Here is a 14,392-nt window from a genome sequence, read left to right as displayed (position 1 = left end):
GGCTGGTAAAACGGGCAAACAAACGATGGATTTTGCAGACAACTGATTAGAGGAACTTATCGATATGCTCAAACACTGGCCGCCACTGGGTACCCTGCGCGGCTTCGAAGCCGCCGCCCGACTGGGCAGTTTCCACAAGGCTGCCGAAGAGCTGCACCTCACCCAGTCGGCGATCAGCCAACAGATCCGCAGCCTGGAGGCGTACCTGGAGCAACCCCTGTTCTATCGCAGCGGGCGAAGCGTCAGCCTGACCGATGCGGGCCATGACTTGCTCAGCACCACCCAGGCGTTGTTGCAGCAATTGGCGGTGGGCATACGCCGGTTGGGGCAGTACCAGAAGCCCAATCAACTGGTGCTCAACACCACCCCGGCGTTCGCCCGGCACTGGTTGTTGCCGCGCCTGGGGGATTTCCGGCGCCAGCACCCGCAGGTGGACCTGTGGATTTTCAGCACCGATGAAGTGCCGGACATGGCCAGCCAGACCATCGATCTGGCGGTGCGCGACGACATCAGCTCCCAGGCCGAATGCAGCTTCAAGGTGCTGCACGCCGACCGCCTCTACCCGGCGTGCCACCCAAGCCTGCTGGCCGTACCGGCGCAACAGCGCACCACCCTGCATGGCGAGCGGGAGATGGACTGGAGCCACTGGGCGGTGGAATCGGGAATCGATGTGGGGCAGATGGATCAGGGGCTTAATTTTTCCGATCCGGGTTTGCTGCTCGACGCCGCCTGCACCGGGCTCGGCATTGCGCTGGTGAGCCAGTTGCTGAGTCGGCAGGCGCGGGCCACCGGGCTGTTGCAGCCGATGGTGGAGCAAACCATTCGTGGCCCTAACTGGGCACTGCTGACCCACCGCGACAGCGAGAACATCCCGATGGCGCGGGCCTTTACCGAATGGCTGGTCGACAACCTGGCCAGCGAGTGATTACTGCGCCGGAAAAGTTTGCAGATAGGCCAACAGGTCTTCGATCTTTTCCGGGTCGCTGAGGCCCCAGAAAATCATGCGGGTACCGGGGACGACTGTCTTGGGTGCTTCGAGGTAGGCGATCAGGGTTTCGCGGTCCCAGATCAGGTTGGCGGATTTCATCGCATCGGAATACACGTAGTCCGTGGTGACCGCGGATGGGCGACCGATCACGCCATTGAGTTGCGGGCCAAAGAAGGCGCGAGCCGATTCGCCGATCTGGTGGCAACCGCTGCAGAGGCGTTTGAAAACTTTCTCTCCGGCCTGTGCATCGCCCGCAGCCAGGGCGGATGTGCTGAACAGGCCAACGCTGAGCGCCAGGGCGAGGGACAGTGCTGCGATGTTCTTCATGTGCCGTTTCCAGTCTGCGAATGCTCGCTATTGGAACATGACAGCCGAGGATATCCAAAACGCTCAGGTGGGGACCGCCCCTTGTAGGAGCGGGTGCCCGCTTGCGGCATGCTCGCGATGGTGGACGCTACACCGAGGGGCATCAGGTTCCCCGCGTTATCGTTATCGACCATCGCGAGCATGCTCGCTCCTACAGGGGGCTGTGTACTGGCTTATTTTTTGGTGCGAGAGGTATTGAGCTCAATAGCCGCCTGAATCAACGCCGTCAGCGCGGTTTCATCGATCTGCTCGCCCTCGCGAATATCGATGGCGCGCCGAGTGTTCCCTTCAAGGCTTGAGTTGAACAGCTTCGCTGGATCGTCCAGCGAAGCGCCCTTGGCGAAGGTCAACTTCACCACTTGCTTGTAGATCTCGCCGGTGCAGAGGATGCCGGCATGGGACCACACCGGCACGCGCCACTTCCACTCTTCGATCACTTGCGGGTCGGCTTGCCGGATGATTTTGCGAATGCGGGCCAGGGTTTCGCCGCGCCAGTCGGCCAGCTCCCGGATTCGCTCGTCGATCAGTGCCGAGGCGTCGTTTGATTCAACCTTGTCCGCTTGCATGCCCGTCTCCACCTTCTTCATGAGGGTTGTGACCGATGAGGGTAGACGGTGTTCGAGGTTTTTTAATCGCAGCGGACTGACGGCAGCACAACTGGTCACGGCAGACCGGCTTCAGTACCTGCTCTTGCCAACTGTCATCGAATCGTCATGAAACAGGTGCCATACTCAAGCCATCCAATGCGTGCTTTAACTTTCCGCTGCCTCTCCCGGTGGCTTTTTTTTGCCTGAAATAAAGCTTACAAACATTCCTGCGCCGCACGCTCGAACGTCGACGGCACGAACGCCGAGGCCAGCAGCTTGCGCTCGTACAGGAACACCTTGCCGCCATTGGAGGCCTTGTAGGTTTCCAGTACGTCGTCCGCCGCCACTTTGCTCGGGACGACGATCCGGTAGCTGCGCTGGGTCTGCGACACCGTGGTCACCAATGCGTCGTGCTGCAACTTCGGCACCACGCAATGGGTGTACTCCTCGGGCGATTTGCTGGTCTGCAAGGTCAGCGTCGGATTATTCGGCGTGGCACAACCGGCCAGCAGCGAGGCGAAGGCCAGGGTCGGGGCAAAAAAAGTACGCATGCATCAGGTCCTGAAAGCAATCTATGGTGAATTGTCTTGCCCGCCGCTCAATGGGCGCCGGGCTTGTCAAGGGGTGGCTGCGGTCAATCCGGCGGATACCAGTGTCTTCAACGACGCATCGAACTGTTTCAGCGCGGTCAGTTGCAGGTCGCGCTGCCGTTCTATTTGCGCGGCAATTTCGGCTGCGGCCTTGTCATGCACCCACACCGACGGCAGTTGTTTTTCCACCGCGCCTTCGGCCTTGCCGATGTATTGCAGGTTGGCGTCGTAGAACCGCGCGGCGAAACGCGCCTCGACACGGTCGTTGCGCTGGGTCAGCAACTGGTTGTGGGTATCGAGCATCACCACGACATCGGGATGGGCCTGTACCAGGGCATCGAGGTTGTCGTAGACCGTCACCGACAGAAACGTCTTGTGCAGCGAACTCATCAGCCAGTCGATGGCCAGTTGCGGATCGGAGCTGTCGACGAAGGCCTGGCGAATCCGCGCATCCAGTGCGTTTTTCGCGCCATTCACGGCCACCGAGTGGTATTGCTCAAGGTATTGCAGGTTTTCCACGGTGTTTTCGCTGTAGAGCACCCCGACCGTTTGACCGTAGTGCAATCCGCCCTGGCTTCCCGAGATGGGCGGCAGATGACAGGCGCGCGCATCCTCGGCGTAGGCCGATGCGGTGGATGCGACACTGCCCAGAAGCAAGGCAATCACAGCCAGTCGGGTCAAGATTTTCATCGCGCAGGTTCCTTGAGCAGCGTGTTCAATGCAGGCAATTTTCCGCCTTTGCGCAAAAAACAGAACTTGCGATTCTTGATGGTGACTATCGACTGAACCAATAGTGTGGCGGCGGGCTTCCCGCAGGCGGGTCAACATCGATGGATGCGCCTTCCCCCCTGTAGGAGCGAGCATGCTCGCGATGCACGATTGAACACCGCGGGGTGTCAGGCATCCAGCGTCATCGTTGACGTCCATCGCGAGCATGCCGCAAGCGGGCACCCGCTCCTACAGGGGTTCTGGGAACATCCCCCAAGACCAGGTCGAGATTTTAAGTAAACTGCTGCAACCTGCGGATAATCAAACGCTTTATCAAGGAGAGAAACAATGGTGACCTGCTACCTGAAGTACGTACTCGACCCCTACCAACTCGAAGCCTTCGAGCACTACGGCAAACTGTGGATTCCACTGGTCGAGAAATTCGGTGGCCAGCACCATGGCTACTTCTTGCCTTCGGAGGGCGCCAACAACATCGCCCTGGCGCTGTTCACCTTCCCGAGCCTGGCGGCGTACGAGCATTACCGGCAGCAGTCGATGAACGATCCAGAGTGCATCGCGGCATTCAAGTACGCCGAGGAGAAGAAATTCATCCTCAGCTACGAGCGTTCATTCATGCGGCCGGTGTTTGGCTGACAGGATCGCTGAATCAGTCTTTTCTCAGATCCAGGCAGTAGGTGTAGTAACCGGGGTCGCGCACCCAGCCAAGGGATTCATACAGGCGCTGGGCTGTGAAGTTGTCGGTGGCGGTTTCCAGGGTCATGCCTTTGCCACCGGCCAGCTTCGCAAAATCCCGGGCGGTGTTCATCAGCAGCGTCCCGACGCCTTTGCCCCGGGCGGCGGGCGTGGTGAACAGGTCACCCAGCAGCCAGGTGCGGTGGGCGTCGATGGAAGAAAAGGTCGGGAACAGCTGGACGAAGCCGAGGTTTTCGCCATCGCTGTCCCGGGCAAGAAAAATCACCGATTCGTCCCGGGCGATGCGTTCGGCGATAAAGGCGCGCGATTGTGCCAGGTTCGACGGCTGCTCGTAGAACATCCGGTAGGCGTCGAACAAAGGGGCGATCTGGTCGATATGCGAGGCGTCGGCGCGCAGGGCCTGGACAGGCATGAGGGTGCTCCATTGCGGTCTCAAGGAATTACAGACTAGCAATGGCGAAGGACCCGCGACGAAAAAATTCTGAAAGCACCACCGTCCCCCTGTAGGAGCGAGCATGCTCGCGATGAGGCCATCAGACTCAACAGTGAAGTTGACTGACAGACCGCCATCGCGAGCTTGCTCGCTCCTACAGGGGGATTTCCACATTGATTGCGGATTGCGGTCAGACGCGCACGTTGCGTCCAGGCAACGAAGTACGCTGGCTGCTCTCCCAGCCCTCCACCAACCCCACCGGCACATCCGCTGACGGCAACATCTTCACCCCACGCACCAGATCGGACGCCCGCTCGGCGAGCATGATGGTCGGTGCATTGAGGTTGCCGTTCGGCTCGGTCGGGAACACCGATGAGTCGATCACCCGCAGACCGGCGATGCCGCGCACGCGCAATTGGGAATCGACCACCGCCATGTCGTCTTCGCCCATGCGGCACGAACCGCACGGATGGTAGGTGCTTTCCAGGTTGTCACGCACGAAGGCGTCGAGGTCTTCATCGCTGGTCACCTGCGCGCCCGGGGCGATTTCGCCGTCGCGGAAGCGGTCCATGGCTTTCTGGCCGATGATTTCGCGGGTCAGGCGAATGCAACGGCGGAAGCCTTCGCGGTCCTCTTCACGCTCCAGGTAGTTGAAGCGAATCTCCGGATGCTCGTACGGATCGGCCGAGCGTACGCGCACGTAACCACGGCTTTTCGGCTTGTTCGGCCCGGTGAGCACCATGAAACCGTGGCCCTTGATCGGCTTGTTGCCGTCGTAGCGCATCGCTGCCGGCAAAAAGTGGAACTGGATGTCCGGCCAGCGCAGGCCCTTCTCGGAGCGGATGAAGCCACCGGCCTCGAAGTGGTTGGTGGCCCCCAGGCCATCCTTGAACAGCAGCCAGCGCAGACCGATCATCAGCTTGCTCAATGGATCCATCTTGCTGTTGAGGGTCACCGGTTCCTTGCAGCCGAACTGGATGTACACCTCGGCGTGATCCTGCAGGTTCTCCCCTACCCCCGGCAGGTCATGGCGCACGCCGATCCCGGCCTTGCGCAACACGTCCGCCGGGCCGATGCCCGAGCGTTGCAGCAGGTGCGGCGAACCGATCGGCCCGGACGAGATCAGCACTTCACGGTTGCAATACACCTGGTGGGTCTGACCACCGTGGTCATACATCACCCCCACCGCACGCTTGCCTTCGAGGATGACCTGGCGGGTCATCGCGTGGGTGATCACCGTCAGGTTCGGACGGCCCATGGCCGGGCGCAGATAGGCGTTGGCCGTGGAGCAGCGCACGCCATTCTTCACGGTCATGTGCATGGCACCGAAACCTTCCTGCATGTAGCCGTTGCAGTCTTCGGTCTTGATGTAGCCCGCTTCGGCACCGGCTTCGACCCAGGCACCGTACAGCGGGTTTTTCATGTGGTTGCCGTTGGTGGTGTGCAGCGGACCGGTCTGTCCGCGATAGCTGTCGCCACCCGACTCATAGCTCTCGGCGCGCTTGAAGTACGGCAGGCAGTTGCGATAGCCCCAGCCTTCGGCACCCAGGGATTCCCACTCGTCGAAGTCCAGCGCGTGGCCGCGGATGTACACCAGACCATTGATCGACGACGAGCCGCCCAGCACCTTGCCCCGTGGGCAGTGAATGCGCCGGCCGTTGAGGAAGGGTTCAGGCTCGGTCTCGTAGCGCCAGTTGTACTTCTTGGTGTTCATCGGGATCGAGAATGCGCTGGGCATCTGGATCACTACGCTCTTGTCACTGCCGCCGAATTCCAGGACCAGTACCGAGGTGGCCGGGTCTTCGCTCAGGCGGTTGGCCAACACACAACCTGCCGAGCCTGCGCCAATGATGATGTAGTCGTATTTTTGCGTAGCCATGGTCATCTCCCGACCGTCGATTCAGTGAATACCGGCACTGGCTGCTGTTTGTGGGTCAGCGAGTCGCCGGTGGTGTATTGCGGGGAGTTTTTCTCGATCTGCTGGATCACCGTTTCTTCGCGTTTCAGATCGATCGAGCGGCTCAGCCAGTAGTACGCCACACCCGACACGATCAGCCCGACCAGCCAGGCGATGTCGATGCTGCCCAGTGCCTTGGCGAGCGGGCCGACATACACCTCGCGCTGTTCAACGCCGTCGAAGATGTAGAAGAACGGGATCATCGAGATAAAACCGATGGCATAGGCGGCGATACCCCGCAGCCCCCAGTTGCCATAGATGTTGCCGTGGGGCATGAAGAAGTGCGGGATGGCGTAGCGGCCCTTGCGCACGAAGAAGTAGTCCGTGAGGTTGACCGAGGTCCAGGGCACCAGGAAGTACAGCATCACCACCAGGTAGATCCCCAGCACCGACAGGCCTTTGCCGGAACTCTGGATGCTCAGGGCCACGCCCAGTTGCAGCAGGATCACGAAGCCGATGGCCAGGATGCGCGCCTTGCGCGTTGGCTCGATGTGCTTGATCGAATCGACGCAGGTCAGCGTGGTCAGCTTGGCGCTGTAGATGTTCATCGCGATCACCGGCAGGAACGCCAGGATGGTGACGACGACCACCGCCGTGCCCATCAACGGCGACACGGTATTGCCGACTTGCCCGAGGGCCACCAGCACGTCAGTGGAATGCAGGTGATCGGCCAGCCAGCCACCCACGGAAATCATCCACGCACCGGACAGCGACGCTCCGAGGAACACCACCGCGATCAACTTGCCGCTGGAGGTGTTTTTCGGCAGGTAGCGCGAATAGTCCGACACGTACGGGGCATACGCGATGTTATAGCTGGCCGCCGCCGCGAACTGCGCGATGAAACCGGTCCAGTTGAAACCCAGGGGCTCCCGGGCCACTTCGCCTTCCGCGAGTGCCGGCAGCACCGCATCCGGCACCCAGCCCATCAACACCGCGAGCGTCACCACGCCGTACAGCGGCAACGACAGGTACAACGCCCATTTGAAGGCACGGTGCATCCAGTCGTGACCGAGGATCGCCAGCACCGCCGCCGGAATGGTCACCGCCACCGCGATCACCGTGGGGCTGAAGCCGAACAGCGTGTGCAACCCCTGCATCATCAGCACCAGGTTGACGATGTTGAAGCCGGCGAACACGAACAGCGTCGCCAACAGCACCAGGATCACCCCGCGATAACCGAACTGGGCACGGGACTGGATCATCTGCGGCAGGCCAAGGTGCGGGCCTTGCGAACCGTGGAACGCCATGAACAGCGTGCCGAACATGATGCCCAGCGTGCCGGCGAGCGTGGTCCACAGCGCGGTCAGGCCGACGCTCGGGCCGACGAAGCCGATGGTCATGGTGAAGAAGGTGAAATTGCCGAGGAACCAGAACGGGCCCTGGCTCGACAGTTTGTCGGTGCGCTCGTTCTCGGGGATGAAGTCAATCGAATGCCCCTCGACGACGGATTTTTCGTCGAGGCTGGACACGCTCGGGGCGGACTTGGCGTTAGTGTTCATGATGGACTCTTATTGTTGGAAGATCATGACGAGATAACCGCATTCTTTCGGGTGAACGACTCCCGGAAGCCTCCTTGCCGTTCCTGATTGTCAATGGCGCCGATGGTGAAAATGGCGCTGAACCTGTAGGAGCGAGCATGCTCGCGATGGGGGCTGCACATTCGACATCTGTGTGCCTGACCCACCGCTGTCGCGAGCATGCTCGCTCCTACAAGGATTGAGTTCACTCGTGCCTACCTGGCGTTTTTACTGAAACCGTACCGGACTGTAGGAGCGAGCATGCTCGCGAAGGACTCAAAACCACCGCGTTTAACCAGCAAGCATGCGTAATCGTTAACGACCATCGCGAGCATGCTCGCTCCTACAGGGGGCGTGTCAGCCCGGCAGCGTGATCCACACCGCCTTGGTTTCGAGCAGGTAGTCGAGCTGCTCGGCGCCCAGGTCCTTGCCGAATCCGGACTGTTTGTAGCCACCGAACGGCATCGACGGGTCGAGGGTGCCGTGGGCGTTGACGTAGACCGAGCCTGCTTTCAAGCGTGGAATCAGGCTGTGCACCTTGCCCAGGTCGTTGGAATAGAGCGCCGCCGCCAGTCCGTAAGGCGAGTCGTTGGCCAGGGCCAGTGCGTCTTCTTCATCGTCGAAGGGTGCGGTGACCAGCACCGGGCCGAAGATCTCTTCCTGGACAATGCGCATGTCGTTGCGGCAGTGGGCGAAGATGGTCGGCTCGACGAAAAAGCCCGGCCCATCGACCGGTTGGCCGCCGTAGACCAGTTCGGCGCCTTCGGCCTTGCCGGTTTCGATGTACTCGGTCACGCGCTGCTTTTGCAGGGCCGAGACCAGCGGGCCGATGAAGCAGTCCGGGTCCAGGCCCGGGGCCATTTTCAGGGTGCGTGTGTAGGCGATCAGTTCACGCAGGAATTCGTCGTAGACGCTGCTATGAATATAGGCCCGTGTACCGGCGTCGCATACCTGTCCGGAGTTGAAAAACACACCGTTGGCGACCGCTTGGGCGGCGGCCGGGATGTCGGCGTCGGCGCAGACGATGACCGGTGATTTGCCACCGAGTTCGAGGGTCAGGCGCTTCATGTCATCCAGCGCAGCGCGGCCGACAGTCTGGCCGACCGGGGTCGATCCGGTGAAGGTCAGTTTGTCGATGCCGGGGTGGGTAGCCATGGCCGCACCGACCACGCTACCGCGCCCGGTGACGATGTTGATCACGCCGTCAGGGATACCCGCTTCCTGCACCAGCTCGGCGAAACGCAGCGCCGACAAGGAAGTCAGTTCGGCAGGCTTGACCACCACCGTGCAACCGGTCGCCAGCGCCGCGCCGAGCTTCCAGGCCATGGTTTGCAGCGGGAAGTTCCACGGCACGATGGCGCCGACCACGCCTACCGCTTCCTTGCGGGTATAGGCCAGGTAGTTGCCCGGCAGCGAGGGTTCGACGGTACGACCGTGCAGCTTGGTGGCCCAGCCGGCGAAGTAACGCAGGGTATCGACGGTGCCCTGGATGTCCACGTCCCTGGCGAAGGCGACCGATTTGCCCATGTCGATGGATTCGATTTCCGCCAGTTCAGCGGCGTTCTGTTCGATCAGGTCGGCCAGGCGTTGCATCAGGCGTTCGCGTTCGGCCGGCTTGGCCTGACGCCAGGCGCCGCCATCGAACTGGGCGCGGGCGGCTTGCACCGCGCGGTCCAAGTCGTCGGTGGTGCCCATGGGAATACGGGTGATCAGGCCTTCGGTCGAGGGCTCGATGACATCGGAGGTTTCGCCGTTGCCGGAGTCGACCCAGGCGCCACCGATGAACATCTTCTGGACCTTGCCGAGGAAGGTCTGGGTGGCCTCGCTGACGCCGAATTTTTGCAGGTAGCTTTTGACGATCGTGTCCATTTTTATTCTCTCTGCCCGGCAGTCAGGCACTGCCGGGGTATGTGGTTTCGATGTTCAGGCTCGGCTCTTAAGCCAGCGTCGCTTCGCTCTCGGCGGCGGCCCGCACCTTGCCCCTTTCGTGGAAGATGAAACCGATGCTGTTGAGCAGCAGTTGCGCGGCCAGGATCGAGGTCATGCCGGTCGGGTCGTAGACCGGTGCCACTTCCACCAGGTCCATGCCGACGATGTTGCCCTTGCTGCGCTTGGCCAGGGCCTGGATGATTTCCAGCACTTCGTAGTAGAGGAAGCCGCCGTGGCTCGGGGTGCCGGTGCCGGGGGCGATGGACGGGTCGAAACCGTCGATGTCGATGGTGATGTAGTAGTTGATGTTCTGCGGGATCAGCGCCAGTACACCCTCGACGCCGAGGCGACGCACATCGCGCACCGAGAGGATTTTCGAGCCAGCTTCGTGAGCCGCTTCGTAGTCGTCGCGGTTGGACGATGACACGTTGCGGATGCCCATCTGGGTCATGCCGGCGATGTGGTTCATTTCCGAGGCGCGGCGCAGCGGGTTGCCGTGGCCGTAGCGAACACCGTGACGTTCGTCGACGAAATCCAGGTGCGCATCGAAGTGAATGATGTGGATCGGACCGCGGCCTTCGAAGGCCTTGATCACCGGAGCGTGTACCGAATGATCGCCGCCGAGCACCACCGGCATCACGCCGGCATCGAGGATCTTGCGCACGGCGTATTCGGTGTTCTTGTTGCTGGCGTCCATGTCGGTGTGGACGATGTCGGCATCACCGACGTCGACCATGCGCACGTCCGATGCGGTGAGGTACATCACGTCATCTTCGTGGTCGTAGGCGCCGGCGTGGCCGAAGGAAAACAGCGTCGATGCTTCACGAATCCCGCGAGGTCCGAAGCGTGCGCCGGAGCGCCACTGGGTGCCCATGTCATTGGGCACGCCGAGCACCGCGACGTCGGCGTCCAGCGCGTCCCAATCGGTGCACACCGGGGATTTGCCAAAGGTGCAGTGACCTACGAATGGCAGGTTCAGGCGACCGGATTCATAACCGTTGTTCGACATTTCTAGCCTCTCCACTTCTTGTTATCGGCTTGGCGGAACTGCAAGGCGACCGCCGTTGGAGAGACTATGGGCGCAGGTTTTCGTGGAAAAAATGCTAAACATCAGATACTCATATCGGCATTCCCGATGCATCCACATGCCGGAGGTGCCAGATGATCCAGCTGCACGATGTCGACCTGAAACTGCTCAGGGTGTTTGCCACGATTGTGCGCTGCGGGGGATTCTCGGCCGCGCAGGCGGCGCTCAACGCCGGGCAGTCGACCATCAGCGAACAGATGACCCACCTGGAAACCCGGCTCGGGGTCAAACTCTGCCAGCGCGGGCGCAGCGGTTTTCGCCTGACCGAGCAAGGCGTGGCGATTCATGAAGCGACCCAGCGCCTGCTGTCGGCGGTGGAAAACTTCTGCATGGACGCCGACGTGCTCAAGCAGCACATCAGCGGCAAACTCAACCTGGGCATCATCGACACCACGATCACCGACCCCGATTCGCCGATTCCGCGCACCACCCAGCGCTTCGTTTCACGGGGCCATGACGTGCACCTGAACGTGTACGTCGGCACCCCGGCGGAACTCGAAGAACGGGTACTCGACGGTCGCCTGCACCTGGCCATCGGGCACTTCCCGATCCATCTGCCGGGGTTGCTGCAATCACCGCTCTACCAGGAAGCCCTTGGACTGTATTGCGGCCGCCGCCACCCCTTGTTCGGCAGCCATGCCGAAGGCGCCGAGCTGCTCGAAGAGGTCGCGGCCGGACGGATCGTCGTGCGCGGCTACATGCAGCAATACGACCTGGAACACCTGGGCGTCAGCAAGGCGGCCGCCACCGTCGATAACATCGAGGCTTCGGCCATCCTGATCATCTCCGGCGCCTATGTGGGCTTTTTGCCCGAGCACTTCGCCAGCCAGTGGCTCAAGAGCGGCGAGATGCATCAACTGGCACCCGCGAGCCTGCGCCTGAAGTCACCCTTCGATGTGATCACCCGGCGCGGCGCGGCACCGCCGCCGATCCTGCAGGCGTTCCTCGAGGACCTGGCCGCCAGCACCCGTAAAACCGCCAAGCCGTGAAGTGACGCTCGCCAAATTCGAATTTTGCCGGGCATACTGATTCGGTTCGCCAACCTTGCAGGCCCGTCATGCGCATCCACGTCACCTTCATCGACCGCGTCGGCATCACCCAGGAAGTGCTGGCCCTGCTCGGCGGGCGCAGCTTCAACCTGGACGCCGTGGAGATGGTGCCGCCGAATGTCTACATCGATGCGCCGACCCTCGGGGCCGAGGTGCTGGAGGAGTTGCGCGAGGCGCTTTTCGGCGTGCGCGGTGTGCAAGCGGTGAACATGGTCGACATCCTTCCGGGGCAACGGCGGCGCCTGCAACTGGACGCATTGCTGGCCGCCAGTTCCGACCCGGTACTGGCGGTGGATGACCGAGGTCATGTACTGCTGGCCAACCCGGCGCTGATTGCCCTGTGCGGTCGCGAGCCGGCCGGTGAATCGCTGACCGCGCTGTTCGACGATGCCGATTTGCAGCGCACCTTGATCGCTCACCATTTCCGCCTGCCGATGCACGAGGTCAGCCTCGGCGGCCAGACCTTGCTCCTCGATGCGATGCCGATCACCGACGCCGGCGCCCTGCTCACCCTGTACCCACCCAATCGCATCGGCGAACGCCTGTCGGCGTTGCACCATGACCACGCCGAAGGCTTCGATGCGTTGCTTGGCGAATCGCCGCCGATCCGCGCACTCAAGGCGCGCGCGCAACGGGTGGCGGCCCTTGATGCGCCGCTGTTGATCCAGGGTGAAACCGGCACCGGCAAGGAGCTGGTGGCCCGCGCCTGCCATGCCATCAGCCCGCGGCACGACGCGCCGTTTCTGGCCCTGAACTGCGCGGCCCTGCCGGAGAGCCTGGCCGAAAGCGAACTGTTCGGCTATGCCCCCGGCGCCTTCACCGGCGCGCAACGGGGCGGCAAGCTCGGCCTGCTGGAACTGGCGGATCAGGGCACGGTGTTCCTTGATGAAGTGGGGGAAATGTCGCCCTATCTGCAAGCCAAGTTGCTGCGCTTTCTCAGCGATGGCTGCTTCCGTCGGGTCGGCGGCGACAAAGAGGTCCGGGTCAATGTACGGGTGCTCAGCGCGACCCACCGCGACCTGGAAAAAATGGTCGCCGAAGGGCGTTTTCGCGAAGACCTGTTCTACCGCCTCAACGTGCTCAACCTGCAGGTGCCGCCGCTGCGCGAGCGCGGCCACGACATCCTGCTGATGGCCAATCACTTCATGCAACAGGCCTGCGCGCAGATCCAGCGACCGGCGTGCCGTTTGGCACCGAGCACCTTCAGCGCCCTGCTTGGCAACCGCTGGCCAGGCAACGTGCGGCAACTGCAGAACGTGATCTTTCGCGCGGCGGCGATCTGCGAAAATCCGCTGGTGGACATCGACGACCTGGACATCGCCCGCACCGCCGTGGAACGGCAAAACGACGGCGAAGTCGGCAGCCTGGAAGAGGCGGTTGGCGACTTTGAGAAGAACCTGCTGGAACAGCTGTATCGCAGTTATCCGTCCAGTCGGTTGCTGGCTGCGCGCTTGCAGACGTCCCATAGCGCGATTGCCATTCGGTTGCGCAAGTATGGGATTCCCAACAAGGTTTGACGCTGGAACACAACCCACCAACAACCTGCCCCCCCTGTAGGAGCGAGCATGCTCGCGATTGCGGTGGATCAGTCTCTATTCATGTTGACTGATACGACGCAATCGCGAGCTTGCTCGCTCCTACAGGGGTTTCTGGTCGCTGAATTCACTGTCTGCCAATCGATACAGCGTAGCGAATTCAATACAAACCCCTTCCATGCCAGCAATCACGGCGCCTGCGTCCAGGGTCTTGTGCATCTGTATTGATTTCAATACAAACGGACTGCCAGCAATGTCACAAACACATCTCAAACCATTGATTTACAACAACTAATCAACCTTGGCACCACCCTTGCTATCACTCCTGCAACCCCGCTCGTCGCCCCGCCACGAGCCTTAAAACAATAAGGAGTTGATATGAGCGAATTGCGTTTCACCGTCGAACACGAATGGTTGCGCCTTGAGAGTAATGGCCTGGTCACCGTCGGCATCACGGCGTTTGCCCAGCAGGCGCTGGGGGATGTGGTGTTTGTCCAGGTGCCTGAACTGGGCGCCTTCGATGCAGGCGCTGAAGTGTCGGTACTGGAATCGGTGAAGGCCGCCAGCAGTATCGGCATGCCCCTGGACGGCGAAGTGGTCGAGATCAACACGACGCTGGAGAGCACCCCGGAACTGGTCAACGAAGACCCCTTGGGCGAAGGCTGGTTCTTTCGCTTCAAGCCGGTCGACATCGAGGCGCTGAACGATCTACTGGATCAAGACGCCTATGAACGCCTGACCGCAGAACACGCCGACGCTTGAAGCCCAACCCTTCCACACAAGGACCACACCATGTTCAGCAAGCACGACCAGATCAAAGGCTATGACGACGAACTGCTGGCGGCGATGAATGCCGAAGAGCAACGTCAGGAAGATCACATCGAGCTGATCGCGTCGGAGAACTACACCAGCAAGCGCGTCATGCAGGCGCA

At 61.5% G+C, this 14,392-nt stretch carries 14 protein-coding genes and 1 pseudogene; 6 read left to right on the top strand and 9 right to left on the bottom strand.

What is annotated here, in order from left to right:
• Positions 1-64: 64 nt before the first annotated feature.
• Positions 65-925, top strand: coding sequence for a LysR substrate-binding domain-containing protein (locus tag CAG47_RS26755; protein WP_085729269.1), 861 nt, complete (start codon positions 65-67; stop codon positions 923-925).
• Here the strand turns inward: CAG47_RS26755 and CAG47_RS26750 are convergent, their stop codons facing one another.
• From CAG47_RS26750 to CAG47_RS26735, 4 genes are all read right to left on the bottom strand, one after another.
• The gene (locus CAG47_RS26750; protein WP_085729267.1) at positions 926-1,315 is read right to left on the bottom strand and encodes a cytochrome c family protein; all 390 of its coding nucleotides are present in this window, start codon (positions 1,313-1,315) and stop codon (positions 926-928) included.
• 212 nt (positions 1,316-1,527) lie between these two features.
• A complete protein-coding gene (locus tag CAG47_RS26745; protein WP_085729265.1) occupies positions 1,528-1,920 on the bottom strand; it encodes a DUF1801 domain-containing protein in 393 nt (130 codons plus the stop codon).
• 236 nt (positions 1,921-2,156) lie between these two features.
• Entirely contained in the window at positions 2,157-2,492 is a 336-nt protein-coding gene (locus CAG47_RS26740; protein ID WP_085729263.1) for a hypothetical protein, read from the bottom strand.
• A 66-nt stretch (positions 2,493-2,558) separates the two neighbouring features.
• Positions 2,559-3,221 (bottom strand): ATPase, encoded by a 663-nt coding sequence (locus tag CAG47_RS26735; protein ID WP_085729260.1) that lies wholly within the window; start codon positions 3,219-3,221, stop codon positions 2,559-2,561.
• Between the two features lie 366 nt (positions 3,222-3,587).
• Here CAG47_RS26735 and CAG47_RS26730 point away from each other — a divergent pair, with 366 nt between their 5' ends.
• Positions 3,588-3,893 (top strand): NIPSNAP family protein, encoded by a 306-nt coding sequence (locus CAG47_RS26730; protein WP_056723739.1) that lies wholly within the window; start codon positions 3,588-3,590, stop codon positions 3,891-3,893.
• 13 nt (positions 3,894-3,906) lie between these two features.
• On the opposite strand, the gene CAG47_RS26725 is transcribed toward CAG47_RS26730, so the two are convergent.
• From CAG47_RS26725 to speB, 5 genes are all read right to left on the bottom strand, one after another.
• On the bottom strand, positions 3,907-4,365 hold the full coding sequence (locus tag CAG47_RS26725) for a GNAT family N-acetyltransferase (RefSeq protein WP_085729258.1): 459 nt from the start codon (positions 4,363-4,365) through the stop codon (positions 3,907-3,909).
• Between the two features lie 211 nt (positions 4,366-4,576).
• The gene (gene betA, locus CAG47_RS26720; protein ID WP_085729256.1) at positions 4,577-6,265 is read right to left on the bottom strand and encodes a choline dehydrogenase; all 1,689 of its coding nucleotides are present in this window, start codon (positions 6,263-6,265) and stop codon (positions 4,577-4,579) included.
• A gap of 2 nt (positions 6,266-6,267) precedes the next feature.
• Positions 6,268-7,842: a cytosine permease gene (locus CAG47_RS26715; RefSeq protein ID WP_085729254.1), complete on the bottom strand. Its 1,575-nt coding sequence runs from the start codon at positions 7,840-7,842 to the stop codon at positions 6,268-6,270.
• Positions 7,843-8,217: 375 nt separating this feature from the next.
• Positions 8,218-9,729, bottom strand: coding sequence for an aldehyde dehydrogenase (locus CAG47_RS26710; RefSeq protein WP_085729252.1), 1,512 nt, complete (start codon positions 9,727-9,729; stop codon positions 8,218-8,220).
• A gap of 67 nt (positions 9,730-9,796) precedes the next feature.
• Entirely contained in the window at positions 9,797-10,798 is a 1,002-nt protein-coding gene (gene speB, locus CAG47_RS26705) for an agmatinase (protein ID WP_085729250.1), read from the bottom strand.
• 152 nt (positions 10,799-10,950) lie between these two features.
• Here speB and CAG47_RS26700 point away from each other — a divergent pair, with 152 nt between their 5' ends.
• From CAG47_RS26700 to glyA, 4 genes and pseudogenes are all read left to right on the top strand, one after another.
• A complete protein-coding gene (locus tag CAG47_RS26700; RefSeq protein WP_085729248.1) occupies positions 10,951-11,865 on the top strand; it encodes a LysR family transcriptional regulator in 915 nt (304 codons plus the stop codon).
• Between the two features lie 68 nt (positions 11,866-11,933).
• A complete protein-coding gene (locus tag CAG47_RS26695; RefSeq protein WP_085729246.1) occupies positions 11,934-13,442 on the top strand; it encodes a sigma-54-dependent transcriptional regulator in 1,509 nt (502 codons plus the stop codon).
• A 396-nt stretch (positions 13,443-13,838) separates the two neighbouring features.
• Entirely contained in the window at positions 13,839-14,222 is a 384-nt protein-coding gene (gene gcvH / locus CAG47_RS26690) for a glycine cleavage system protein GcvH (protein WP_085729244.1), read from the top strand.
• Between the two features lie 30 nt (positions 14,223-14,252).
• A pseudogene (gene glyA / locus CAG47_RS28450) lies at positions 14,253-14,392 on the top strand (serine hydroxymethyltransferase); the annotation flags it as partial.

Origin of the sequence: Pseudomonas sp. R37(2017) (genome assembly GCF_002113375.1) — a bacterium.
Taxonomy (GTDB): domain Bacteria; phylum Pseudomonadota; class Gammaproteobacteria; order Pseudomonadales; family Pseudomonadaceae; genus Aquipseudomonas.
Note: the sequence above shows the minus strand (reverse complement) of the source record. Positions and strands in the feature narration are given on the sequence as shown.

Coding starts and splice junctions, on each gene's coding strand:
- CAG47_RS26755 (WP_085729269.1), top strand. CDS start 65: ATGCTCAAACACTGGCCGCCACTGGGTACCCTGCGCGGCTTCGAAGCC.
- CAG47_RS26715 (WP_085729254.1), bottom strand. CDS start 7,842: ATGAACACTAACGCCAAGTCCGCCCCGAGCGTGTCCAGCCTCGACGAA.
- CAG47_RS26735 (WP_085729260.1), bottom strand. CDS start 3,221: ATGAAAATCTTGACCCGACTGGCTGTGATTGCCTTGCTTCTGGGCAGT.
- CAG47_RS26695 (WP_085729246.1), top strand. CDS start 11,934: ATGCGCATCCACGTCACCTTCATCGACCGCGTCGGCATCACCCAGGAA.
- CAG47_RS26725 (WP_085729258.1), bottom strand. CDS start 4,365: ATGCCTGTCCAGGCCCTGCGCGCCGACGCCTCGCATATCGACCAGATC.
- CAG47_RS26750 (WP_085729267.1), bottom strand. CDS start 1,315: ATGAAGAACATCGCAGCACTGTCCCTCGCCCTGGCGCTCAGCGTTGGC.
- CAG47_RS26745 (WP_085729265.1), bottom strand. CDS start 1,920: ATGCAAGCGGACAAGGTTGAATCAAACGACGCCTCGGCACTGATCGAC.
- betA (WP_085729256.1), bottom strand. CDS start 6,265: ATGGCTACGCAAAAATACGACTACATCATCATTGGCGCAGGCTCGGCA.
- gcvH (WP_085729244.1), top strand. CDS start 13,839: ATGAGCGAATTGCGTTTCACCGTCGAACACGAATGGTTGCGCCTTGAG.
- CAG47_RS26710 (WP_085729252.1), bottom strand. CDS start 9,729: ATGGACACGATCGTCAAAAGCTACCTGCAAAAATTCGGCGTCAGCGAG.
- speB (WP_085729250.1), bottom strand. CDS start 10,798: ATGTCGAACAACGGTTATGAATCCGGTCGCCTGAACCTGCCATTCGTA.
- CAG47_RS26740 (WP_085729263.1), bottom strand. CDS start 2,492: ATGCGTACTTTTTTTGCCCCGACCCTGGCCTTCGCCTCGCTGCTGGCC.
- CAG47_RS26730 (WP_056723739.1), top strand. CDS start 3,588: ATGGTGACCTGCTACCTGAAGTACGTACTCGACCCCTACCAACTCGAA.
- CAG47_RS26700 (WP_085729248.1), top strand. CDS start 10,951: ATGATCCAGCTGCACGATGTCGACCTGAAACTGCTCAGGGTGTTTGCC.